The following is a 22,586-nucleotide window of genomic DNA, read 5'->3' as shown; positions in this document are numbered from 1 at the left end:
CCCGCCCATCGGTGTCACACCTTGGCGGCGGGGTCGGTCATACCGCACACCGGCCGGGTGCACCGGGCCGTGCGGTCCGCAACCGCCGGCCGGGGAAGGGGATGTGGGGACGATGACCGACGTCATAGGCCACCGGGCGGGCCGCCCGGCCGCCCCGTCGCCGCCTTGCCCCCGCTGCATGCGGTCAAGAGCGACCTGTACGGATTCGCCGCCCGCCCGGATCGGTGTGCCGGCGTGCGGGTCAGGCCCCCAGAGACAGCACGTAGGGGTTCAGCTTGACCGGGTTCATCACCCACATGATGCGCTCGATGCCGGCCTCGGAGGCGTCCACGCACAGCAGGGCCACCGGGGCGTCGTCCCGTGCGACGAGCACGGCGGGCCGGCCGTTGGCCTCGACGAACCGGGTCTCGGCATCCGGCCAGAACCGCGGAGCGAAGGCGGTCAGGTAACGCGAGACGTGATCGCGGCCGATGACCGGGATCCTGGACGCGCCGCGGATGCCGCCGCCGTCCGAGTAGCTGACGACGTCCGAGGTCAGCAGATCCTCCAGGGTGGAGAGATCTCCCGTGCGCGCGGCGGAGAGGAAGCCTTCGAGCAGGCGCCGGTGGGCCGCGGGACTGACCCGCTCCTTGCGCTCGGCACCGAGGTGCTTGCGCGCCCTGCTGACCAGCTGCCGGGCGTTCGCTTCGCTGGTCTCCAGGATGTCCGCGACCCGCTGGTAGGGGTAGTCGAACGCCTCCCGCAGCACGTAGGCGGCGCGTTCGATCGGGTTGAGCTTCTCCATCAGCAGCAGCACCGCCAGCTCGACGGCCTCGGCGCGTTCCGCCCCCAGGTGCGGGTCCTGGGTGGTGTCGACCGGCTCGGGGAGCCAGGGCCCGACGTAGGACTCCCGGCGTACCCGCGCGGACTGGGCCAGGTTGATCGCGAGGCGGGTGGTGACCGTGGTCAGGAAGGCGGCCGGCTCATGGATCTGCGCGCGGTCGGTGTTCTGCCATCGCAGCCAGGCGTCCTGGAGGATGTCCTCGGCCTCGACGGCACTGCCGAGGATGCGGTACGCGATGCCGAACAACCGGGGTCTGGCCGAGAGGAATTCGTCGAGACCGCGGTCGAACGTGTCGGGGTGGGCGCCAGCGCGCATGGGTCGTCCCTTCTGGCTTTGCGCCCTACATGCTACGCGCCAGGGGGGAAGGGTACGCGCTGCGGGCCGCATCCGCCCACGCTATCTCTTTCGCGATCACCGGTCACACGGTGGCAAGCGACATGCCCGATCCGCCGGATTCGCCCATCGGTTCCGCTGCCCGCGCAGTGCTCCGGAAGGCCGTAATCGACGGCTGAAAGGACTGAGTGAGGAGGCTGGTTGTCACACCTGAGCCCGGTCCCCGGTCACCAGTGACGAACGATGTTCACGTCTACGGAAGGTGCAACACAGTGTCGGACAACATGACAGCACACGACCACTCCGCCCACGGCCACCACGGGCACGGCGACCACGAGGGGACCGCCGGCTGGATGACGGCGGCGAAGGTGCTCCAGGACGCCGCACCGTTCACCGTCCCGGAGGGGGCGTCGGCGATGACCATTCTCGTCGAGTGGGAGCCGGGCGACCCGGGCACGCCCCCGCACCGGCACTCCGGCCCCGCTTTCGGATACGTCGTCGAGGGCGCGGTCCGTTTCGAGCTCGAGGGCGAGCCCGAGCGGGTGGTGGAGGCGGGCGGCACCTTCTGGGAGCCCGGCGGCGACGCCATCCACTACCAGGACGGCAACGCGCTTTCCGACGCGCGGACCCGGTTCGTGGTGACCATGATGTGCGCTCCGGGCAAGCCCATGCTCGAACTCGTCGACGAGAAGGAACTGGCGGAGCGCGCCCACCTGCGGGCACCGCGCCCCACCGCCTGAGCGGGCACGGCACGGACCCGGCATGCGCACGCCCGTCGTCCTGGTGCACTGCCTGCTGACGCTGCTGTTCGTGGCGGTGCTTCTGCACGGGCTGGCGCGGGGTGCCGGATCAACCAGGACCGGGCTCGGTGTCCGGGTGGACCGGCTGCTGGCCGCCGCCATGGCCGTGTCCATGGCGGCGATGCCCTGGACCGACGTCCGGGCGGGCCCCGCTGCCGTCGCTGGCGGTGTCTTCACCGCCGGCGCGGTGTGGTTTCTCCTGCCGGTCGGCCGCCGGGAGGCCGGGGGGACCGCCGCGATGACCCACCGGCTGCCGCACGCGGCCGGTATGGCCGCGATGGCCTGGATGCTGCGCGTGCCGCACACCGGGACCGGATCGGCGTACCCACACCTCGGGTCGGCTGCGCGCTCCACCGGGCCCGGCGTGCTGGGCGCCGGTGTCCCCCTCGCCGGCTCCGCGATCACGCTGTCGCTGGCGTCCTGTCTGCTGGCGTACGCGTTGTGGTCACTGACCCGCCCCATGCCCTCGCTGCGCTCCGCCGTGAGCGCGGCGCGCAAGGCCGCGGCGGCGACGCCGTCACGGCACGTGGGTGAAGGGGCGATGGCGCTCGGGACGGCCGTGATGCTGGTCCTGCCCCACTGACCGCGGGACGAGAAAACGGGCGCGCGTCCGGGCACGGCGAGGGCGCGGCGGTCCGCGGTCATGGGCTGAATGACCGCGGACCACCGCGCCGGACGGCCGGAGCGATGATCGTCGCCCCATCGAGGGGGCGGGCGCGCTCACGGCAGGCCCGCACCGAGGAGGCGAGCGCCGTTCAGGACGGGTCCCCGTACACCGCCTTGCTCCGCATCAGGAAGTCGGAGAGATAGCTGTCGTGGGGGACACCCGGCGCCATCCAGTGGGTCGGCTGATCGCCGAAGTACACGTTGGCGATGCTGGGTTCCGCGACCAGTGCCTCCCCCAGGCCTCGGTCCCGGGTCAGTGCCGACAGCACGAGCGTGTCGCGCAGCGGCGCCATGCCGTCCGCGCGGGTCCAGGGAGCGATCCACACGCAGGGGAAGGGCAGTTCGGTGCGCAGTTGAGGGGCTCGGGCGCTCGCGGTCTGGTGCACGGCGGGGCGCAGTACGGCGCTGCCGTCTCCGAGGTCGTCGGCGATCCCGTCGCCGCCGAGCCAGGCGTGCGTCCCGGCCGCGACCGTCTTCAGATACGTGCTGAGGGCTCGGGCCCGCTCCCGCGGGCACACCGGCAGACGGGCCCTCTCGTCCTGCGGGGGAAGGCTGGGCAGGACGGCCAGCCGTGCCGCGAGGGCTTCGGCGAGCCGGGCTGGGTCACCCTCGACGAGGATCGCGGTGGCATTGACGCACGCGGTGCCGCTCTCGCCGGCGACGGAGGCGACGAGGGTGTCCAGATGGTCGTGCCAGTCGGTGTCCGCGGTGATGAGGATCTTCGACCGTCCCGGCCCCTGCGGCAGGATCCGCGCGTCGTGCGCGTACTTGGCCACCACGTCGTCGCCGCCGTACACCACGGCCCGGTCCGCGCCGTGGACGAGCGTGTCGGCGGCCGCGTGGTCGGTGGGCAGCAGCATGAGCTGGCCGTCCCGGAGGCCCGCCTGACGCAGTGCCGCGACGAGCCGGTGGGGGGTGAAGGGCTCGCGCCGGGACGGGCGCACGGCGACGCGGTAACCCAGCGCCAGCGCCTCCAGCCAGCCGCGGTGCACACCGGGATGGTTGCCGGACGCGTTGACGGCGAACACGTCGCCCTGACGTGCCCACACCGTGTGCGTCTCGTGCAGGATGGGGTCGCTGAGGTCGCGGGCGGCGCCGCGCGGCCTGCCGCGGTCGGCGGACGAGGCGGCGTGCCGTACGAAGTGCGCCGTGCCCCGGGTCGCGGCACGCACCACGGCGAGCGGCGTGCCCGAGGTCCGGCTGACGAGACGTTCGTACTCCCGGACGCTCAAGCCCCCCACGGTGCCCGCGGCGAAGGCCTCCCCGGCGGTGGCGAACACGGTCTCCAGGTCGGCCGCGGCGATCGGCGGCGCTTGGCGCAGGGCACCGATCGCCCGAGCCACGTACAGCGGGGGAACCAGACTCAGCCGTGCGATCGGGGCACCGGACACGTCGGTCACCGTGCTCGGCACACGTGTGCGGTAGGTGCCCCGCGGGCCCAGGGCGTCGAGGTGCAACGGCTCGGTGGTCGACACGGCGGTCATCAGTAGACACCCTCGATGACGGTCTCACCCTCGACCGCGGGAGCCGGCGCGACGTCGGCGACGGCGTCCCCGGCGTGGCCCTCGGCCGGGCGGACCCGCAACGCGGTGTCCCGCTCCCTGTTGTTGGGGATCAGCATGGACTTGCTGACGTGGCTCACCACCACCTGGCCCCGCTCGCCCTCCGCCACCGGTTGCCCGGTGTCGGGATCCACGACGTTCAGGAAGACGTACGGCGAGACCGGGTCGAACACACACGGCTCCGACGCCGTGAGACCGACCCGCTCCAGAAGCGCGGTGAGCATCATGGTGTTGCCGTACATGCCGATCACCGGCACGTCGGGAAACACCTCGGTCTGCAACAGGTCCCGGGTGTCGGGATCCATGTGGGTGCCGCCCCAGATGATCGCCTGGGCGCTGCCGTTGATGACCTCCACGAGGTCGCTGTCCCGGGCGAAGCGCTCCAGCATCGGGGTGGTGGCGGCTATGACACCGATGTCCTGGCCGAGCAGGATGCGCCGGCACTGGTCCACGAGATGGTCGGTGTAGGCGTCGACCTCGTCGCGACGGCCCGCGGCGACGAGCTTCTTGACCCAGCGGGGGTCCATGTCGACCCCCAGCCCGGGGCTGCCGAGACTTGCCGCGGCCCGTTGCAGCACATCACCCACGAGGTGCGGGCCGGTCGGCGCCACGGTCAGCCACAGTGCGCCGACGGGCAGTTGGTGGTCCCGGAGCCGGCGGGCCACCTGGTCGCTGCCGTGCCGCGCCCAGTCGTCCATCTGCACAACCCGCTTCGGCGTCCCGGTCGTGCCGCCGCTCTCGAACACGTGCAGCGGCCGGGCCTGCGGACCGTAGCCGCGGGGGACGAGATCGGACACCCACACATCGCGCAGCTCGTCCGTCAGATCGGGAAAGAGCGCCAGGTCCGCCACGCCCTTGACGTCGCGGCGGGGGTCGAAACCGAGCCGGTCGACCCGTTCCAGCCAGTACCGGGACCCCGTCTCGGGAGTGAAGTGCCACTGCATGGCCGCCCGGACGTAGTCGTCGGGGTCCACCCCGTCGAAGGGGCCGGCGTCCAGAACGGTCAATGAGCCGATCGGCATAGAACCGCCTTTCTCGAAGTCGCTGAGGGCGGACGCGTGCGAACCGCGCGTCCCGGGCGGTCCCGCGGGCCCGACCCGCTCTCGCAGAGAAGACCGAGGGGTGCAGGCGTCTGTGACAGCCCCGCGGAAACGCGGCTGCACCCCTGGCAACGGCACACCGTCACAACGACCCGTGCCACCTGGTCTGATGACTGGGCCGCAGCCGACCGGCTGTGCCCAGGTCGAGGGAGAGGGACATGCGACAGGGACTGCGGATCGTGCGCGTCGACCAGGACGACGAGCCCCGTGTGGCCGCTCTGCACCGCCGGTGCTCCGCCGCCGCCCGGTGGCACCGCTACCACCGGGCCATGGGCGACCCCGACACCTACCTGGGGCCGCTGCTGTCCCGACCCCAGTCGGTACACCTGGCGGTGCAGGACCCGCGAGAGCGGCTCGTCGCGATAGGGCATCTGCTGCCGGACGACGGTGACGCCGAGGCCGCGCTCCTGGTGGAGGACACCTGGCAGAACAGGGGGCTGGGCACCCGGCTCCTGGAAGAACTCGGCCGGTTCGCCGTCGAGTTGGGCGTACGTGAGGTCTACGGCGTCATCCACCCCGACGACGCCCGCATGGCGGCCGTCCTGCACCACTCCGACGTTCCGCTGCGCACGGTCCCGGAGACGGGCAGTGCGACGACGGTCCGGGCCTGGACGCAGGACATCGGCTTCGCCCTCGCCCGCTCGCCGACGCGGCGTGCGTGGTGGCAACGCGGTGCAGGAAAACACTGTGTGCCGGGTGCTTCGGTACGCTCCTGGGCTCCTGAAGCTGGAGTTCAGCGGGTTCTCCGACCTTCCTTCGAAGATGCGTCGCCTACTCGCTGAGCCTGCACAGTGCAAGACGTGTGACAACATTGGACGAGATAGTGTTTCGACTGTCGCTCGCCGACGGGTGTTTCTCCCCGCGGTTCGATGCGGGCGGCTACAAGTGAGGGGATTGCCATGGCCGAGCTGTTCTATGACACCGACGCCGACCTGTCCATCATCCAGGACCGCAAGGTCGCGGTCATGGGTTACGGCAGCCAGGGCCATGCCCACGCGCTGTCGCTGCGTGACTCGGGTGTCGACGTCCGCGTCGGTTTGCACGAGGGTTCCACGTCCCGGGCGAAGGCCGAGGAGCAGGGCCTGCGTGTGGTGACGGTGGCGGAGGCGGCCGCCGAGGCCGACGTGATCATGATCCTTGTTCCGGACCCGCTCCAGGGCGAGGTCTACGAGCAGCACATCGCCCCGAACCTGAAGGACGGCGACGCGCTGTTCTTCGGGCACGGCTTCAACATCCGCTTCGGCTTCGTCAAGCCGCCGGCGAACGTGGACGTGTGCATGGTCGCCCCCAAGGGGCCGGGTCACCTGGTGCGTCGCCAGTACGAGGAGGGCCGCGGCGTTCCGTGTCTGGTGGCGGTGGAGCAGGACGCCACAGGAAGCGCCTTCCCGCTGGCGCTGTCGTACGCCAAAGGCATCGGTGGCACCCGTGCCGGTGTCATCAGGACGACCTTCACCGAGGAGACCGAGACCGACCTGTTCGGTGAGCAGGCCGTGCTCGCCGGTGGCGTGTCAGCGCTGGTCAAGGCGGGCTTCGAGACGCTGACCGAGGCGGGCTACCAGCCGGAGATCGCCTACTTCGAGTGCCTGCACGAGCTGAAGCTGATCGTGGACCTCATGTACGAGGGCGGTCTGGAGAAGATGCGCTGGTCGATCTCGGAGACCGCCGAGTGGGGCGACTACGTCACCGGCCCGCGCATCATCACCGACGCCACCAAGGCCGAGATGAAGAAGATCCTTGCCGAGATCCAGGACGGCACCTTCGCGCGTGAGTGGATGGCCGAGTACCACGGCGGTCTGAAGAGGTATCAGGAGTACCGGAAGCAGGACTCCGAACTGCTGCTGGAGACCACCGGCAAGGAGCTGCGCAAGCTCATGAGCTGGGTCAATGACGAGGAGCGCTCGTGATCGCGCGGTCCGGCACGGAAGGGAACCGGTGACGGTCTCATGACGACGCTGCATGTCACCCTGCTCGGGGGGCTCCGTGAGATAGCCGCCGTACCACTGCCCGTGGCGGAAGCCGCGCACGGCACGCGGTCGCTGCGCCGCTTCGCTCTGGAACTCCACGTCCCGCACGAACGGCACGCGGCGCTGGATGCCGAACTGCGGGCCGCCGCCGCGCCGGACGGGACGTACTTGCAGGGCACCGACGCGCTGTGGCGCGTGGTGGAGGGCTGGACCGTCGAGGCTCACGGTCCGCGGACCGGGATCCACCGGTACCGGGTGGAGATCGAGGAGGTGGAGGACGCTGCGCGGGCCAGCAGCGGTGCTGAGGGCGCGGGCGCGTCAGCCGAGGCGGGCACGCTGCCCGTCGGCGAGAGCGCCGGCGCCATGCAGCTCAAGCTGGCCGTCCTGGTGCTGCCCGTCTCGGACGTCGACCGGGCGAAGTCGTTCTACGAGGCCGTCGGGTTCCGGCTGGATGCCGACCATGCCATCGACGCCTCCTATCGCGTGGTGCACATGACGCCCCCGGGATCGGCGTGCTCGATCCTGTTCGGGACCGGAGTCACCACGGCCGCCCCGGGTTCGGTGCGGGGCCTGCACCTCGTCGTCTCCGACATCGAGCAGGCCTGCCGGGAACTTGCGGCGAGGGGCGTGGCGACCGGCGGAATCTTCCATGACACGAGCGGTGTGTTCCACCGCAGCACCGATGAGAAGCGGGTCGAGGGACCCGACCCGCAGCGTCGTGACTATCACTCCTACGCCGAGTTCAGCGACCCGGACGGCAACGAATGGGTGCTTCAGGAGGTGCCGGGGCGGAGCTGAGAGGCTCGTGCGGTGTTCAACCGCGAGGGTGGGCGTCGTCTGGCGATCCGGAGCGACGCTCACCTGCGCCGTATGTCGGCGCGGTGCCGTGCAGGGTCTGGAGGGACTCGGTGATCGACGCGATACGTGTGTTCACGATGTGCACGGCCTCACGGAGCCGGCGCAGCCGCCCTTCGAGAGCGGTCGCCTCGGCCGTGAGCGACGCCGCGACGGTGGCGGGGTCGGCCTGAAGATCAACGCCTTGGGACATCATTCCGGTCCTCCTCGGATCGTGTCGGACACCAGTTCCCGTACTGACCGGACAGGGGACGCGCTTGTGACATCCGGAGGCGTCGTCCCCGTGAGGGAGTGGGTGGTGGGCCGTGGCCCGGGGCGGGGCCTCGGCTGACACGCCCTTGGGTTCAGCAGGCCTCCAGGACGAAGTCGCCCAGGATGTGCTGTCGTATGCGCTGCACCTCGGCACGATCGGGTTCCACGGGCAGGTGGCCGCGGGTGTCCCGCTCGGAGGCGCTGTTGGCCCGCCGCACCGCTGCGCACAGGGCTTCGGCGCTGTCCGGCGCCTCGCCGACGACGTAGTATAGCCAGACGATCTGGGAGGCGTCCGACCGGCACGGCAGCCCGACCAACCAGGTGCGGGAGTCTCTGGGTGTGCTGAACATGAGGTGTCATCTCCGTTCTCTGCCGGCGGCGATGGCGGCAAAAGCGGGTGGGGCTCCGCGAGGAGTTCCGCCCTTTCCTCATTGACTGGACAGCACCCCGGTCCGTGACAGCGCATCGGCCTGTTGCGGCTGTCCCCCCTCAACTGCCGTGGCGCGGCTCATGGATGAGGATCTTGGTGTCACAGATACGTGTGCGTCCCTGTCTCATGAGCGAACAGATCGGGCCAGGCAGGAGAAAAAGGGTGCGCGTTCCGCGAGCCGCCGACACTCGTGCGTGGAGCCGCCATCGCCTCTCGCGCACGAAAGACCACACATGAGCATCCCCATTCCGCGGCCGGACGTTCCGGCCGCCGATCGCTGTGGAGGACATCGGGCTCATGAGACCCGTCCCCGTGGGGATTTCTCCTTCTGCCGCGACCTCAAAGTACTTCTGCTGTCCCAGGACGAACACGACGCGGTCCATGTCCGGCGGCTGCTCCCGGACCGGCTGGCCGATGCGCTGGTCTGGCACTCGAGCGTCGAGGAAGGATGGCGTGCCTCCGCCGTCCACGGCCCGCTGTGCGTTCTGGTGGGCAGCACACCGGCCGGCCGGACCTTGGCCGACGTCGTCACCCGGGTACGCCGTCACGCCCCCGACGCGGCCGTGCTCGTTCTCGAGGGCACACATGCGTCCCACGCCTTCCGCGCCGTCGCCGGCTCGGTGCAGGGCCGGGCCGATCACCGCCGCAGCGCTCCCGACGAGTTCTGCCGGACGATCTGGATCGCCCTGCAACGCGCCGTCGCGGGGCGCACCGTGGCCGGCGAGGAGATCGCCCGGGACAACGCCCTGCTGGAACGGGGGCTGTTGCCCGACCTGACGCTGCGGGCAGACGGCTTCACGACCGCCTTCCACTATGCGCCGGGCCGCGCGCACACGTTGCTGGGCGGCGACTTCTGCGATGTGGTGCGCGGCGACGACGGCAGCGCCCACGTGGTCATGGGCGATGTGTCCGGACACGGTGCCGCCGCGGCCGCCCTCGGCGTCCACCTGCGCCTGGCATGGCGCACGGCCGTGCTGTGCGGGCAGAGCCAGCTGGAACAACTCCATCTGCTCGAACGCATCCTGACCGAGGAGCGAGCGGAGGAGGAGACCTACGCGACCGTGGTGTCCCTGGTTCTGTCGCCCCACCGCCGCACCCTGCGGACGGTCACCGCCGGCCACCCCGGGTTTCTGCACCGGCACCAGGGAGAGGTCCGATGGGTGGAGCCGCCGCCGGCTCTCCCGCTGGGACTCTTCCCCGGGCAAGGCGACTGGTGTGAGAGCGAGATGGCGACGCCGGACGGGGACGGCATCGTGCTCTTCACCGACGGCCTCTACGAAGGCCGTACGGCCAGCGGACGGCTCGGGGAGGAGGGCTTGCTGAGGCTGGCCGGTCGGCTTGCGCATCTGGAGGCGCAGACGTTCGTCGACGCCCTGGTAAGCGGCGTGTCGCTGCTGGCCGCTCCGTTCGGTGGGCTGCGGGACGACGTGGCGGTGCTTCATCTGTCCTGCGACGGCGGGGGCGGGGCTTGATGGTCCGCCGTTCCGCGGGGCCGGCCCGGTCCACGGAAGAAGCCGGTCCCCGCCGGGGAAGGGGCGGGAACCGGCTGGTACATGTGCCCCGGCCGGGGGATCTCGGCGCTCGACCCGGCCCGCATCTCGGTGGGGCCCTGGCGTCGGCTCGCGTTCTAGTCGAGAGCCCGGTGATGGGCGAAGCGCGACACCAGCGGCGGCTCCATCAGCCAGCCGTGCGCCCGGCCGTGCCGTGCGTCCGAGGTGTCGGCGGTGTCGGCGGTTTCGCGCAGCAGAGCGAAGGACATCGCCGCGCCGATGGCCAGCAGGCCCGCGCACAGGGGCATGGCCCGGTTGAACGCCGTGTCGAAGGAGTCGGGGGAGCGGTAGGCGTCCGGGCTCATGCCGACCAGCAGTGGCAGCGCGGCCACGGAGACCAGCCCGGCCGCGCGTGCGGCCGCGTTGTTGATCCCGCTGGCCAGGCCCGCGTCGGCGGCCTCGACCGAGGCCAGCAGCGTCACGCTCAGCGGAGCGACCATGATGACCATGCCCGTGCCCATCACCAGCAGGGCGGGCAGAACGTCGGCGAAATAGGAGGCGTGCGTGCCCACCCGCGCCGTCATCAGCATGCCCGCCCCGCACACCACAGGGCCGACCGTGAGCGGGATGCGCGGTCCCAGGCGCTGGGCGAGCGTCCCGGAGCGGGCGGAGAACAGCAGCATCAGCACCGTGCTCGGCAACATGGCGGCACCCGCCGCCAGTGCCGAATAGCCGGCGACGATCTGCAGTTGCAGGGCGGTCAGGAAGAAGAACCCGCCCAGCCCGGCGTAGACGCACAGGGTGATCAGGTTGATGGCCGTGAACGGTCGCGACGAGAAGATCGACAGGGGCATCATGGGGTCGCTGCTGCGCCGCTCCACCAGCACGAACGCGACCCCGGCCGCGATGCTGCCGGCGGCCGTGGCAAGGGCGACGGGCCCGCCCGAACGGGCTTCGGTCAGCGCGTAGGTGGCCAGAGCGAGTGTCAGCGCGCCCAGCGCCGCACCGGCGAGGTCGAAGCCCCGCCGGGACCGTGTGTGGGCACTGGCGGCGACGGTGAGCTGCTGCGGCCTGCCGACGGACTCCGGGACGTGGCGCAGTGCCAGGGGCACGCAGAGCAGCGCCGGGGGGATCGTCAGCAGAAAGGTCCAGCGCCAGCCGGGGCCGTCGACGAGCCATCCGCCGAGAAACGGCCCGAGTGCCGCCCCGATGCCGCCGAAACCGGACCACAGGCCAATGGCGCGCGGCCGGTCGTCCGGGTGGAAGGAGGCTTCGATGATCGCCAGGGAGCCGGGGGTGAGCAGCGCTCCGCCGACGCCCTGGAGAGCGCGGGCGGCTATCAGCGTGGTCGTGTCGGGAGCCAGCCCGCACAGCAGGGAGGCCGCGGCGAACCAGATGATGCCCAGGACGAAGATCCGGCGTCGGCCGAAGCGGTCGCCCAGGGAGCCGCCCAGCAGGATGAGTCCCGCCAGGGTCAGCATGTAGGCGTTCACGGTCCACTGGAGTGCGGCGAGGTCGGCGTCGAAGTCGTCGCCGATGTGCGGCAGCGCGACGTTGGTGACGGTCGAGCCGAGCAGCACCACGCTGGAGCCGAGCACGGTGGCCAGAAGGGTCCATCGACCACGGGCGCTGGAGATGCGCAGGAAGGCCGGGTCGCCCGGGGCGGGGGAGGGGTGCATGTCGTCTCCTTGGGACAGTGGGCCAGGAGGCGGCCGGTGCGTTCGTGCCGGGCAGCGGGTGCGGCGGGTCGGTCTTCTCGTGGACGCACGGGTGCGCTGGGTGGGTGGGGGGGTGGGGGGGTGCCGGGTGGCGCGTCGCGTATGCCCTGGGTGCGGCGGTTCACGGGTGGCGAGTCGCGTACGGCCCGGGGGGCGGTGGTTCGCGGGTGGGCCTTCGCGTGGGGCCCGGGTGCTGCGGTTCGCGGTGCGGCGTCGTGGGGACGCGGGGGCGTCCGGGGATCCGTCTCCCGCTCGGTGGGCCGGGGTGAGCGGGAGACGGACGGTGGCGTCCGGCGGGGCCGGAGCGGGCGGGTCAGCCGAACATGCCCGGCTTGTAGCCGCCGGCGGGCTGCTGGTTGATGACGTTGATGCGGTTGTAGGCGTTGATGATCGCGATCAACGAGATCAGCGCGGCGAGCTGGTCCTCGTCGTAGTGCTTGGCGGCGTTGGCCCAGGCCTCGTCCGACACCCCGCCCGCCGCGTCGGCGATGCGGGTGCCCTGCTCGGTGATCTCCAGCGCCGCGCGCTCGGCGTCGGTGAAGACGGTGGCCTCGCGCCAGGCGGCGACCAGGTGCAGCCGCTGCTGGTCCTCACCCGCGGCGACGGCGTCCTTGGTGTGCATGTCGGTGCAGAACCCGCAGCCGTTGATCTGGCTGGCCCGGATCTTCACCAGTTCCTGGGTGGCGACGGGCAGCGCCGAGTGCACAGCGGCCCCGGCCGAGTTGAGGTGCTTCATGACCTTGCCCGCGAGAGCGTTGCCGAAGTAGTTGATGCGCGCGTCCATGTAGGGATCCTGAGAGTTGAGTGATGGGCGGTGAACTGGGCTGATGCTGCTGCGATTTCGGGGCCGTGGGCGAAGTGCTCGCCGTTACTGCTTGCTGCTCCAGTCGGCGAAGTGCGTCTCGCCGAGCTGTGCGTCGGGGCCGGGCAGCAGGTCGGACTCCTTGAGGGCGGCGCCCCAGTAGAGACCCTTGGGGTCCGTCACGACCGTGCGGGGGTCGTCGTGGGCCGCGAGGCCCTGGCGGATGAAGTCCTCCAGGGTGAAGGTGTCGGGGCCGGCGACCTCGACGATTCCGTTGACCGGAGTGCCGACCGCCGTGCGGCCGACGGCCGCGGCCACGTCGCCCGAGAAGATGGGCTGGATCTTGATGGGGGCGACGGACACCGTGTCACCGGTGGTCGCCGAGTCCGCGAGGGCCTTGGCGAACTCGAAGAACTGCGTGGCGTGGACGATCGAGAACGGCACTCCCGAGTCCCGGATCATGTCCTCCTGGACCTGCTTGGCCTGGAAGTAGCCGGACTGCTGGAGGCGGTCGGTGCCCACGACGGACAGGGCCACGTGGTGCGTGACGCCGGCGGCGGCCTCCGCGGCGAGCAGGTTGGTGGTGGAGGCGCGGAAGAACTCCATCACCGCGTCGTCATCGAAGGAGGGGGAGTTGGAGACGTCGACGACGACGGAAGCGCCCTTCAGGACGTCGGCCAGGCCTTCGCCGGTGACCGTGTTGACTCCGGTGTTCGGGGAGGCTGCCACCGCCTCGTGACCGTGTTCGTTGAGCTTGGAGACGACCTTGGAACCGATGAGTCCGGTTCCGCCGATCACTACGACCTTCATGGACTTTCCCTTCACTGATCTCGCACGGTGCCCGATGGGTCTGCGGCGACCTCGTCCACAGCACCGGCCGCGATGACTCGTACCCTCCTGACCAGGCGGCCCCGATATCTGTGACAGGGCGGCGCACAAAGATTTCGCGCCGCTGTCGATCGGCCCTCAGACGGCGGGTCCGGCATTGTCGGACGCGTCGCGCCACGGCTCGGTGATCCCGGTCGGGGCGGGCCACAACGGTGTGCGGCGCACACCGTTCGTCGCGGACCACACCATGGCGTCCAGCAGGGCTGTCGCGGCGCCGGGGCGGTCCGACCGGTGGTGGCAGCCCCGGGGCCCGAGCCGCTCCCGAGCGCACTGGAGGGTCGCCCGGGCGGCGAGCACGGCGGATCTGAGGTCGTAGGCGTGCGCCAGGTCCGAGAAGCCGCCGATGTCGATGTGCACGCCGATGTCCGCCGTCCGGGTCTCGATCTCGTCGAGTGCGGTCAGTCCCGCGACGAGACCGGTTTCGTCCCGGACCACGCCGGCGTGGTCCGTCATCAGACGCCGTACCGCGCGCTGCAGAGCGCGGGCGTTGTGGTTGCCGTCGGCGGCCACCAGGCGGAGCACGTCGGCTTCCGCGGCGCGGGTCGCGGCCGGTGAGTGGCGTGGACCGGTGGGTGCGGCGGAGTATTCCACCGCGGCGCGCCCGGCGATCCGCCCGTGCGCGAGGAGTTCTACGGGAGGGTCCTCTCGCCGGTGCGGGCCGCCGACCGCTTCCCCGACCGCGAAGAGCCCGTCCACGTCGGTGCTGTGGTCCTCGGCCTTGACCCAGATGCCGCCCAGGGAGACGTGGGCGATCGGGACGACCTCGACGGGGTCGCGCGTGATGTCGAGCGTCTGCAGTTCCAGCAGCGTCCGGTGCAGTTGCGGCAGCCGCGCCAGGACCGTGTCAGCGGGCAGGTGGGACAGGTCCAGCCAGACGCCGCCGGACCGGGAGCCGCGGCCTTCCCGGATCTCGGTGTAGGACGCCCGCGCGACGGTTTCCTGGTCGGAGAGCTCCATCCGCTCGGGGTCGTAGCGCGTCATGAACCGCTCGCCGAGGTTGTTGAGCAGCACGCCGCCCGCGTGCCGTGCGCTGTCGCTGACCGGCATGCCTGCGGCGTGGTCCGGCTCGATCAGCCCGAACGGATGGAATTGCACCAAGTCGGGGTCGCGCAACCGGGCACCGGCCTCGGCGGCGAGCCGGAGCGAGCCGCCGGTGTTCTCGTGGCGGCGCGAGGACGTGTGCCGCCAGATGCGGGTGTGCCCGCCGGTGGCGAGGATCACCGCGTCGGCGTGCACGAGGTAGCGGGAGCCGTCGACGAGGCCGAATCCGTAGGCGCCGAACACCGTTCCGTCGTCGACCAGCAGCCGGGTGACGTACACGTGCGGCAGGACGCGGATCGCGAATTGCCGTCCGCGCACCTGAAGGGCCTGGTGCAGGTCCGGGCCGGTGAGCCGTGCGGTGGACGTGCTGCCGGTGTGTCCGGGGCGCCTGCCGCGGGGCTCGAGGCCGTCGATGTGCTGCGCGGAGGCGCCGGGCGCGCTCCGCTCGGCGGGCGGGGCGGCCGGTAAGCGGCTCTGCGGCGACATGTCGGCCGCATGCCCCTCCCCGGTGCCGCCAGGGCGGGCAGGGGCGGACGTCCGCTCGGCATGGTCCCATGCCGCGCCGGCCGGGGCGGCGTCGCGGGCCCGTTGGGTGACCACGACGACCGCGACACCGGCCTCGGCGACTTCGATGGCCGCGCGGAGGCCTGACGCACCGCTTCCCACCACGAGAACGGACGTGGTGAGCTGGTGTCCGAGAGAAGACATGGGTCCTCCTGCGACAGCGAACGGACAGGATCATTGGTTGGGATCGACCGGACAGGCCCCGGATTTGTGACACCTTCAGCGTGCTTTCAGGCGTGGAAGTAGTCACAGCGCCCGTCCGAGCTGAGGGGGAGGGTTCGCAGGTACCGTGGCAAGGATTCTTCCGAACACCGCTGTGGGAGCTCTGTTCCCCCGGATCCCGCCGAGGAGCCGAGTCGCATGATCGCCAGCCCGCTTCCCGATCTGGTCGGCCGGCAGCGTGAGTGCGCGGCGCTCGACGATCTGCTGGCCGGCCTGCGGGACGGCAGTTCCCGTGCCCTGGTCGTCCGAGGCGAGGCGGGCATCGGCAAGTCGGTGCTGCTGGAGTACGTGGCCGCGCAGGCGTCCCGGGTGCAGGTGACCTGGGCACGCGGTGTCGAGGCCGACATGGAACTGCCCTACGCGAGCCTGCACCAGGTGTGCGCGCCGTTCCTGGACGGCGTCGAGGAACTGCCGCAACCCCAACGTGACGCGCTGCGCGTGGCGTTCGGGACGGCGGTCGGCGATCCGCCCGACCGCTTCCTGGTCGGTCTCGCCGTGCTGACCCTGCTCACCCGCGCCTCGGAGACCCGGCCGGTGCTGGTGCTGGTCGACGACGCCCAGTGGCTGGACCAAGTGTCGTTGCAGACACTTGAGTTCGTCGCCCGGCGCCTGCTCGCGGAGCCGGTCGCCATGGCGTTCGCGGTCCGCGACCCCGAGGGGCAGTCCGCGCTCGTCGGCCTGCCGGCGCTGGAACTCAGTGGCCTTGACGCCGCCGCGGCCGGAGAGCTCCTGGAGAGCGCTGTGGGGGGACGGCTGGAGGAGCGGGTCCGGGACCGGTTCGTGGCCGAGACACGCGGCAACCCGCTGGCGCTGCTGGAGTTCTCCCGCGGCCGCAGCGCCGCCGAACTGGCCTACGGCGTCGACGCGTCGAGTGCCCCGGTCGTCCAGGGACCGGTGGCCAGCCGTGTCGAGCGTGACTTCGCCGGGCGGCTCGGTGCGCTGCCGGCCGCGACCCGCACCCTGCTGCTGATCGCCGCGGCGGAACCGGTGGGCGACGTGCGCCTGTTGATCCGCGCGGCCGCTTCCCTCGGCATCACTCCGGACGCCGCACCGGCCAAGGCGGCTGGCCTGATCGAGTTCGGAGAGCCCGTACGATTCCGGCACCCGCTGGTCCGTTCGGCGGTCTACCACGGAGCCGAGCCGGAGGAACGGCGTGCGGTGCACCGGGCCCTGGCCGAGGCCACGGACCCCCTCCTGGACCCCGACCGGCGCGCCTGGCACGCCGCGCAGGCGGCCGACGGGCCGGACGAGGAGGTCGCCGCGGGACTGGAACAGGCCGCCGACCGCGCCCGGCAGCGCGGTGGCATCGCGGCCGAGGCGGTGCTGCTGGAACGCGCGGTGGAGGTGACGCCCGACCCGTGGCCGCGAGGGCGCCGGGCCCTTGCGGCCGCCGAGGCGCACTTCTCGGCCGCCGCGCCCGAACGGGCCACGGAACTGGCGGCGGTGGCCGACCTGTATCCCCTCAGCGTCCTGGACCGGGCCCGCCTGGCCCGGCTGCGGGCCAGAATCCTGTTCGCCCGCAGCCGCAGCGACGAGGCGGCACCACTCCTTCTGAACGCGGCCGCACAGTTCACCGCGGCGGGATCTCCCCTGGCGCGGGAGACGTACCTGGAGGCGATCAGCGCGACCATCTTCGCTAGCCGGGTCCATGGTCCGACCGGCGCCCGCGCCGCGGCGATCGCGGCTCGCGCGTCCGGGGCGCCCTCGTCGGGTTCCAAGGCCGCCGACGCTCTCCTGGACGGTGTGGCGGCCCTGCTCGCGGACGGCCCCGAGACGGCCGTCCCGGCCCTGCGTGAGGCACTCGACCTGCTCGAACACGAAGAGCTCCGCACGCGGGAGGCGACCGTACGGTGGCTGCTGCTGGCCCCGGTCGCGCTCGAGTCGTTCATCCACTGGGCCTGGGACCTGCAAGCCTGGGACACACTGTCCAGTCGCGCGGTGCGTCTGGCCCGCGACATCGGAGCGCTCGGCACCCTGCCGCCGGCTCTGATCTACGCGGGCGGGGTGTACATCCACTACGGCGACTTCGCCGAGGCGGACCGGATGATCGACGAGGCCGACGCGATCGCCACCGCGACCGGCCACGCCCCGCACAAGTACGCCACGCTCGTCCTGGCCGCGTGGCGGGGTGAGGCGGACGTCGCCGCGGGCATCATCGAAGAGGCCAGAGAGCGTGCCGTGCAGCGGGGCGAGGTGTCCCTGCTGGGTGCCATGGGCTACATCCAGGGGGTGCTCTTCAACGGACTGGCCCGCTACGAAGAGGCGATGGAGGCCGCCCGCACCGGTATCGAGCACGACGGGTTCAACTTCACCGGTCTGTCCCTGATCGAACATGTGGAGGCCGCGACCCGGTGCGGTGAACTCGACCAGGCCCGCGCCTCGTTGGCTCGCCTGACCGAACTCACCAGCGCCGCCGACTCCGGATGGGCGCGAGGCGCGAGCGCTCGCAGTGCGGCGCTGCTGACCGACGGCGAGGAAGCCGACCGCCTGTACCGCACGGCGATCGAGGAATTCGGCCGCGGCGGCGTCGTCGTGGAGGTGGCACGCACCCACCTGCTCTACGGCGAGTGGCTGCGGCGCGCACAGCGCCGCGCGCAGGCCCGCGAGCATCTCCGCACGGCCCACGACATGTTCGACGCGATGCCGGCGCACGCGTTCGCCGAACGGGCCCGCCGTGAGCTGATCGCCACCGGTGAGCAGGTGACCGCGCGGGAGACCACACCGGCGAACGCCCTCACCCCGCAGGAGTCGCAGGTCGCAGCCCTCGCCGCCGACGGCATGACGAACGCGCGGATCGGCGCGGAGCTGTTCATCAGCCCTCATACCGTGGAATGGCACCTGCGGAAGGTCTACGTGAAACTCGGGATCAGCTCCCGCCGAGCCCTGCCGGACGTCCTCGACAGCGCACGGGCACGGTGAGTCGGAACCGACAGACATCACGAATCCGCGGGGGACCGCGCGCCTACGGGGGACGGCACACCGTCGACCAGACCCACGGCACAGTACGGGCCGGGGCCATCGCGCGTCTGAGGTGTCGGTTGTCGCCGGGGTGCCGGTTCAGGGACGAAGGCGCCGCTCGATGGCCCGGCCGGAGGTGCAGTAGACGACTTCGTCGGGGGAGGCGAGCGCGGTGAACTCGCCAACCCGACCGGTCCTCCCGGCCGGTGAAGTCCCGGTGCGGATCGCCGGCCGGGCAAAGGCGCGGCAGCGTCGGCGCGGAGGTTGGAGGGGCGGCGCTTACCCGCGTCCCGGGCCGGGCTGCGGCTCAGGCGGGGAAGGCGAACAGCCGGTACTCGGATGCCGTCGTGAAGCCGAAACGTCGGTACAGCGGTTCGCCCGCAGGGCTGGCGACCAGCGCGGCGCAGCGCATCCCGCGCTCCCGCCCCACCTGGAGCGCGGCGGCCGTCAGGGCCGCACCGACGCCCCGTCGGCGATGTGCTTCGGTCACGTGGACGAGGAAGATCCCGGCCACTCCGTGGGCGGTGATCACCACGGTCGTCCCGACCACTCGGCCCTCCAGCACGGCGGCCAGTCGGACGATGTCGGCGTTGTCCTCGCGCCGCGACTCGATGCGCACCATCTCGGCCTCCAGACCGGGCTCGACCCCCATCGACGCCCGGTAAGTCCGGACCAACTCGGCGAGCCGTTGGCCGTCCCGGACCGGCTCCACCCGCAAACCGGTGCGAGCGGTGTCGGGGACCGTGCCCGGGGCGGCCGGTTCGTCGAGCGGGAGCACCATCACGGGCAGGGCCGCGAGCTCTCGTCCACCGTGGCGCCGCAGGACGTCGGCGGTGTCCTCGGGGCTGTCAGGTCCGACCCACCACCACCAGGGAACGCTGGCGAACTCCTTGCGGACGGCCGTCACGTCCGCCCCGTCCGCAGACACCGACCGTACGCGTACGACGCCGTTGAACTGCGGGGTGGCAAGCCCGCTGCGGAACTGGTCGACGGTGTCGCCCGCACGGCTCTGCGTGCCCCAGCCCATGAGGTACTGACGGAAATTGGCGAACACCGATGCCATGGCGCCGGGTTCCCCCGGGGCCTCGGTGCTTCGTGTCCCGTCGTCCGACGTGCTGATCGGGCTTGCCGGATCCACCATTGCCACTGTCTTCCTCACCTCGTGGTTCTGCACATCACAGTGTGCGTTGTGGTTGCGGTGGGCGTTCACCGGCCACGGCTGTCCTCCGGAGCGAGGACGGTCGCCGTCTGCTGCCAGAGGCCAAGTGGATCGGAAGAACGCGCGTCGGCAGCGTCACCACGAGTTTCACCGTCGTCGTGCTGATCCAGCTCGTCGCCGGGCGACACATCGACCTGGACGCGTCCGCGAACGACTACTTTTGCCGGCCACTCACGGACGACCGTCACCGTGCGGCGCCTGCTGAGCCACCGCAGTGACCTGTGAGACTACACGAACGGCATCCACTATCACACTGTTCCGGAACCCGAGACCCAGCGGCCCTGGCGGGTCTTCGTTAGGTGCGGTTCAAAAACATCGTTGTATGGTGCAAATGGATCACAACATGTGATGTGATAGTGTTGTTACGGCTTCTTGACGGCGGTGGTCACCCACCGTTTCGCAAGACCACGAGTGAAGGGATCACCATGGCCAAGATGTTTTACGACGCTGACGCCGACCCGTCCGCGCAGAGCCGCGAGCACGTTGCGATCGTCACCGGGGCGGGCTCGGGCATCGGACGTGCCATTGCCATCGCGCTCGCGGAAGCCGGGGTGCATGTGCTCGGAGTAGGCCGCCGTGAAGAGCCGTTGAAGGAGACAGCAGCCGCCCACGGGAACATCGAGGTCTTGGCGATCGACGTCTGTCAGGATGGGGCACCGGCTGAGATCGTCAGCACCGCGGTCCAAAAGTGGGGTCGCCTCGACTACTTGATCAACAATGCTGGAGCGACAGCGGTCATGCCGCTGGCCGAGACCGACAAAGAGGCCGTTCTCCGCCTTCTCGAACTCAATGTCGTGGCACCCAGCCTGCTTGCCCACGCCGCCCTGCCCCACCTGCGGGAGACTTCCGGCACGATCATCAACCTGTCCAGTACGTACGGGCATCGTCCGATGGCCGGTGGTGCGCACTACGCGGCCACGAAGGCGGCCATCGAGCAGATGACACGCAGCTGGGCACTGGAACTCGCCGGCGAAGGCATCCGGGTCAACTCGGTCGCTCCGGGCCCGACCCAGACGGACGTCATGTTGCACGCCGGTCTCAGCCCCGAAGCGGCCAACGACGTGTACGCCTACGAGCGTGAGCGCATTCCGACGCACCACATCGCCAGGACGGAAGAGGTGGCCCACTGGGTCCTGCGGCTGGCCGAGCCCGCCGGACGCCATGCGACCGGCCAGGTGATCACGGTCGACGGCGGGCTTGAACTGATCTGAGGTCGATCTGAGGCCGTACCGGCACAGCCGCCGTGCCGTGATGGCAACGGCGGACCGTGGGGACGACAGTGCGGCCGTTGCGGAGCCGGTGATCCGGTTGGCGACGCGGGCAGGGACCCGTCCTCAGCGGCCTGATCTGTGGCGTACTGCTCCTTCCGTCGTGCCATCGAGCCCGCGACGGCGGAACGGGACGATGACCGTGCCCAGATGCCCTTACTGTCTACCGGTCCGGGGCCAGGTCTCCGTCATGTCCCCGCACCACAACAGGTCGCGTGCCCGGCGGCCAAGCCTCGTTGACGAAGTGCAGGGGCCGCGGGGGTTCGCGCTCCCGAACGCACCCCCGGCCGGTCGCCTTGCGCCTGGCGCGGCCGGGGGAGTGAGTCACTCGTGACGCAGTCCCTGGGGGCGCGTCGAACGCCACAATGCCGGCAGGGTCAACAGGGTGACACCCAGAGAGACAGCCGCTCCGATGCCGGCTATGGCCAGCAGGGTGCTCCAGTTGTGTGGCGCAGGTATTCCGACGAGATCGAGCAGCGAGCTGCCGAGGGCTGTCCCGATCGACTCCGCCACGAGCAAACCCAGTCCGACGGGCAGTACGGACTGCAAGAAGACGGATGTGGCGAGCGTACGACGGGGCGTACCGAACGCGACGAGGACGGACAGCACTCGTGTGCGCTCGCGGACCTGTTCGAGCGCACCGAGCAGCATGCTCGCCGCGATCAGTACCAGTACGGCGGTCACCCCGGCCAGCAAAGCCCGCCTGACTCCGTCGAGGGCAGGGTCGCCCTGCGACTTTCCGGGAAATTCGACGCTGAAGGCCGGGTCCAGCCGTGCGGCTGCAGTGCGGATGTGATCCTCCACGTCTTCGAACCCGGGCGCATAGGTGAGGCCGACCGTGCTGACGGCGTGTGCGATGGCGGTGTGCCCGGCCGCCCCGGGTGTGGCCAGCAGGGTCCGCTCAGAGGAAACCGCCGCCGGATAGGCGGGGGTCGCACGGACGGTTGCGGTGATGTGCGGGACAGTCCAGCGGGGACCGGTCATGTCCATGCGCAATTTCATGCCGGCCGCCCATGTGGTCAGGTCGTGCATGGTGTCCGTGCCCGGAGGAGCGGTGAGAAAGGCGTCCCCGTCGGAACAGGAAGGCAACTGTGCCAGCAGGCGCAAATGAGCGCAGTCGGCGATGAGGACGGCCTGAGGAAAACCACCGTTCAGGGGGCTCATCGACAACTCCCTGAACTCAACAGCCCGTTGTACGCTAGGAGTCGTGGCCAGCACCGGGGCGTACCGCGCCCCTGGCGTCCCGCCGCCGTCCAGGCGGGCGACAGCGACGCGCGTGGAGGCGGAGGGGCCGTGTGCCCCTCGGGCGGTGCTGTCCACCGGGTTGTGGGCGGGTCCGGTGAGGAGGGTCTGGAGCGCCACGGCCCCTGCCACCGCAACCGCGATCCCGTTGACCGAGCGGCTGGTGGCCTCGCCGTTCAACTGCAAGCCGCGCACGGCTAGGTCCTGTCTGGAGTTCGGATCACGATTCGGTGGATCGCCTGCGCGCCGAGGCCCGGTCTTGATAGATCGTCAGTCATGGCGCGAGGCAATCTCACCGACGAGCAGTGGGCGTTGATCGGTGCGACACGAAGTCGCGCATTTCGAGTGAACTCGCAGATCGGAGGCCGGTTATAGACCGGATGCGTAGT

19 protein-coding genes are annotated in these 22,586 nt (G+C 70.9%); 8 read left to right on the top strand and 11 right to left on the bottom strand.

Annotated elements, in window-relative coordinates:
• Positions 1–241: 241 nt before the first annotated feature.
• Positions 242–1,138 (bottom strand): RNA polymerase sigma-70 factor, encoded by an 897-nt coding sequence (locus ACZ3TS_RS38275; RefSeq protein WP_467626705.1) that lies wholly within the window; start codon positions 1,136–1,138, stop codon positions 242–244.
• A 371-nt stretch (positions 1,139–1,509) separates the two neighbouring features.
• Here ACZ3TS_RS38275 and ACZ3TS_RS38270 point away from each other — a divergent pair, with 371 nt between their 5' ends.
• Positions 1,510–1,896, top strand: a complete 387-nt coding sequence (locus ACZ3TS_RS38270; protein WP_234375065.1) for a cupin domain-containing protein — start codon at positions 1,510–1,512, stop codon at positions 1,894–1,896.
• A gap of 22 nt (positions 1,897–1,918) precedes the next feature.
• The gene (locus ACZ3TS_RS38265; protein ID WP_467626703.1) at positions 1,919–2,539 is read left to right on the top strand and encodes a DUF5134 domain-containing protein; all 621 of its coding nucleotides are present in this window, start codon (positions 1,919–1,921) and stop codon (positions 2,537–2,539) included.
• Between the two features lie 172 nt (positions 2,540–2,711).
• Here the strand turns inward: ACZ3TS_RS38265 and ACZ3TS_RS38260 are convergent, their stop codons facing one another.
• Together ACZ3TS_RS38260 and ACZ3TS_RS38255 are read right to left on the bottom strand one after the other, a co-directional pair.
• Positions 2,712–4,106: an aldehyde dehydrogenase family protein gene (locus ACZ3TS_RS38260; protein WP_467626701.1), complete on the bottom strand. Its 1,395-nt coding sequence runs from the start codon at positions 4,104–4,106 to the stop codon at positions 2,712–2,714.
• Complete coding sequence (locus tag ACZ3TS_RS38255; protein WP_467626699.1) at positions 4,106–5,206, bottom strand: phenylacetate--CoA ligase family protein; 1,101 nt, start codon at positions 5,204–5,206, stop codon at positions 4,106–4,108. The genes ACZ3TS_RS38260 and ACZ3TS_RS38255 overlap by 1 nt, the downstream gene beginning before the upstream one ends.
• 236 nt (positions 5,207–5,442) lie before the next feature.
• Here ACZ3TS_RS38255 and ACZ3TS_RS38250 point away from each other — a divergent pair, with 236 nt between their 5' ends.
• The 3 genes from ACZ3TS_RS38250 (at position 5,443) to ACZ3TS_RS38240 (ending at position 8,046) form a co-directional block, all read left to right on the top strand.
• The gene (locus tag ACZ3TS_RS38250; protein WP_467626697.1) at positions 5,443–6,066 is read left to right on the top strand and encodes a GNAT family N-acetyltransferase; all 624 of its coding nucleotides are present in this window, start codon (positions 5,443–5,445) and stop codon (positions 6,064–6,066) included.
• Positions 6,067–6,183: 117 nt separating this feature from the next.
• Positions 6,184–7,188, top strand: coding sequence for a ketol-acid reductoisomerase (ilvC, locus tag ACZ3TS_RS38245; protein ID WP_467626695.1), 1,005 nt, complete (start codon positions 6,184–6,186; stop codon positions 7,186–7,188).
• A gap of 423 nt (positions 7,189–7,611) precedes the next feature.
• A complete protein-coding gene (locus tag ACZ3TS_RS38240; protein ID WP_467626722.1) occupies positions 7,612–8,046 on the top strand; it encodes a VOC family protein in 435 nt (144 codons plus the stop codon).
• Positions 8,047–8,062: 16 nt separating this feature from the next.
• On the opposite strand, the gene ACZ3TS_RS38235 is transcribed toward ACZ3TS_RS38240, so the two are convergent.
• Both ACZ3TS_RS38235 and ACZ3TS_RS38230 read right to left on the bottom strand, forming a co-directional pair.
• On the bottom strand, positions 8,063–8,296 hold the full coding sequence (locus ACZ3TS_RS38235; protein ID WP_467626693.1) for a hypothetical protein: 234 nt from the start codon (positions 8,294–8,296) through the stop codon (positions 8,063–8,065).
• Between the two features lie 151 nt (positions 8,297–8,447).
• Complete coding sequence (locus ACZ3TS_RS38230; RefSeq protein WP_467626691.1) at positions 8,448–8,705, bottom strand: hypothetical protein; 258 nt, start codon at positions 8,703–8,705, stop codon at positions 8,448–8,450.
• A 313-nt stretch (positions 8,706–9,018) separates the two neighbouring features.
• Here ACZ3TS_RS38230 and ACZ3TS_RS38225 point away from each other — a divergent pair, with 313 nt between their 5' ends.
• On the top strand, positions 9,019–10,257 hold the full coding sequence (locus ACZ3TS_RS38225; RefSeq protein WP_467626689.1) for a PP2C family protein-serine/threonine phosphatase: 1,239 nt from the start codon (positions 9,019–9,021) through the stop codon (positions 10,255–10,257).
• A gap of 155 nt (positions 10,258–10,412) precedes the next feature.
• Here the strand turns inward: ACZ3TS_RS38225 and ACZ3TS_RS38220 are convergent, their stop codons facing one another.
• The 4 genes from ACZ3TS_RS38220 to ACZ3TS_RS38205 all read right to left on the bottom strand — a co-directional run bounded on the left by ACZ3TS_RS38220 (position 10,413) and on the right by ACZ3TS_RS38205 (position 15,432).
• Positions 10,413–11,954, bottom strand: a complete 1,542-nt coding sequence (locus tag ACZ3TS_RS38220) for an MFS transporter (protein ID WP_467626686.1) — start codon at positions 11,952–11,954, stop codon at positions 10,413–10,415.
• Positions 11,955–12,306: 352 nt separating this feature from the next.
• On the bottom strand, positions 12,307–12,777 hold the full coding sequence (locus ACZ3TS_RS38215) for a carboxymuconolactone decarboxylase family protein (protein WP_387777920.1): 471 nt from the start codon (positions 12,775–12,777) through the stop codon (positions 12,307–12,309).
• Between the two features lie 84 nt (positions 12,778–12,861).
• Positions 12,862–13,605 (bottom strand): SDR family oxidoreductase, encoded by a 744-nt coding sequence (locus ACZ3TS_RS38210; protein ID WP_467626683.1) that lies wholly within the window; start codon positions 13,603–13,605, stop codon positions 12,862–12,864.
• A gap of 156 nt (positions 13,606–13,761) precedes the next feature.
• Positions 13,762–15,432: an FAD-binding protein gene (locus ACZ3TS_RS38205; protein WP_467626680.1), complete on the bottom strand. Its 1,671-nt coding sequence runs from the start codon at positions 15,430–15,432 to the stop codon at positions 13,762–13,764.
• Positions 15,433–15,648: 216 nt separating this feature from the next.
• Here ACZ3TS_RS38205 and ACZ3TS_RS38200 point away from each other — a divergent pair, with 216 nt between their 5' ends.
• Positions 15,649–18,429 (top strand): helix-turn-helix transcriptional regulator, encoded by a 2,781-nt coding sequence (locus ACZ3TS_RS38200; protein ID WP_467626678.1) that lies wholly within the window; start codon positions 15,649–15,651, stop codon positions 18,427–18,429.
• Positions 18,430–18,775: 346 nt separating this feature from the next.
• Here the strand turns inward: ACZ3TS_RS38200 and ACZ3TS_RS38195 are convergent, their stop codons facing one another.
• Positions 18,776–19,531, bottom strand: a complete 756-nt coding sequence (locus ACZ3TS_RS38195) for a GNAT family N-acetyltransferase (RefSeq protein ID WP_467626675.1) — start codon at positions 19,529–19,531, stop codon at positions 18,776–18,778.
• Positions 19,532–20,037: 506 nt separating this feature from the next.
• On the opposite strand from ACZ3TS_RS38195, the gene ACZ3TS_RS38190 reads away from it, so the two are divergent.
• Entirely contained in the window at positions 20,038–20,898 is an 861-nt protein-coding gene (locus tag ACZ3TS_RS38190) for an SDR family NAD(P)-dependent oxidoreductase (RefSeq protein ID WP_467626673.1), read from the top strand.
• A 381-nt stretch (positions 20,899–21,279) separates the two neighbouring features.
• On the opposite strand, the gene ACZ3TS_RS38185 is transcribed toward ACZ3TS_RS38190, so the two are convergent.
• Positions 21,280–22,392, bottom strand: a complete 1,113-nt coding sequence (locus ACZ3TS_RS38185; protein WP_467626671.1) for an FtsX-like permease family protein — start codon at positions 22,390–22,392, stop codon at positions 21,280–21,282.
• Between the last annotated feature and the right edge of the window lie 194 nt (positions 22,393–22,586).

Source organism: Streptomyces sp. NPDC022910, assembly GCF_055561075.1.
The sequence above is the reverse complement of the archived record's forward strand: the minus strand, read 5'-3'. Positions and strand labels throughout refer to the sequence as shown.

What these genes read in the sequence shown, in the direction of transcription:
- ACZ3TS_RS38275 (WP_467626705.1), bottom strand. Translation starts at nt 1,138, where the DNA reads ATGCGCGCTGGCGCCCACCCCGACACGTTCGACCGCGGTCTCGACGAA.
- ACZ3TS_RS38270 (WP_234375065.1), top strand. Translation starts at nt 1,510, where the DNA reads ATGACGGCGGCGAAGGTGCTCCAGGACGCCGCACCGTTCACCGTCCCG.
- ACZ3TS_RS38265 (WP_467626703.1), top strand. Translation starts at nt 1,919, where the DNA reads ATGCGCACGCCCGTCGTCCTGGTGCACTGCCTGCTGACGCTGCTGTTC.
- ACZ3TS_RS38260 (WP_467626701.1), bottom strand. Translation starts at nt 4,106, where the DNA reads ATGACCGCCGTGTCGACCACCGAGCCGTTGCACCTCGACGCCCTGGGC.
- ACZ3TS_RS38255 (WP_467626699.1), bottom strand. Translation starts at nt 5,206, where the DNA reads ATGCCGATCGGCTCATTGACCGTTCTGGACGCCGGCCCCTTCGACGGG.
- ACZ3TS_RS38250 (WP_467626697.1), top strand. Translation starts at nt 5,443, where the DNA reads ATGCGACAGGGACTGCGGATCGTGCGCGTCGACCAGGACGACGAGCCC.
- ilvC (WP_467626695.1), top strand. Translation starts at nt 6,184, where the DNA reads ATGGCCGAGCTGTTCTATGACACCGACGCCGACCTGTCCATCATCCAG.
- ACZ3TS_RS38240 (WP_467626722.1), top strand. Translation starts at nt 7,612, where the DNA reads ATGCAGCTCAAGCTGGCCGTCCTGGTGCTGCCCGTCTCGGACGTCGAC.
- ACZ3TS_RS38235 (WP_467626693.1), bottom strand. Translation starts at nt 8,296, where the DNA reads ATGTCCCAAGGCGTTGATCTTCAGGCCGACCCCGCCACCGTCGCGGCG.
- ACZ3TS_RS38230 (WP_467626691.1), bottom strand. Translation starts at nt 8,705, where the DNA reads ATGTTCAGCACACCCAGAGACTCCCGCACCTGGTTGGTCGGGCTGCCG.
- ACZ3TS_RS38225 (WP_467626689.1), top strand. Translation starts at nt 9,019, where the DNA reads ATGAGCATCCCCATTCCGCGGCCGGACGTTCCGGCCGCCGATCGCTGT.
- ACZ3TS_RS38220 (WP_467626686.1), bottom strand. Translation starts at nt 11,954, where the DNA reads ATGCACCCCTCCCCCGCCCCGGGCGACCCGGCCTTCCTGCGCATCTCC.
- ACZ3TS_RS38215 (WP_387777920.1), bottom strand. Translation starts at nt 12,777, where the DNA reads ATGGACGCGCGCATCAACTACTTCGGCAACGCTCTCGCGGGCAAGGTC.
- ACZ3TS_RS38210 (WP_467626683.1), bottom strand. Translation starts at nt 13,605, where the DNA reads ATGAAGGTCGTAGTGATCGGCGGAACCGGACTCATCGGTTCCAAGGTC.
- ACZ3TS_RS38205 (WP_467626680.1), bottom strand. Translation starts at nt 15,432, where the DNA reads ATGTCTTCTCTCGGACACCAGCTCACCACGTCCGTTCTCGTGGTGGGA.
- ACZ3TS_RS38200 (WP_467626678.1), top strand. Translation starts at nt 15,649, where the DNA reads ATGATCGCCAGCCCGCTTCCCGATCTGGTCGGCCGGCAGCGTGAGTGC.
- ACZ3TS_RS38195 (WP_467626675.1), bottom strand. Translation starts at nt 19,531, where the DNA reads ATGGCATCGGTGTTCGCCAATTTCCGTCAGTACCTCATGGGCTGGGGC.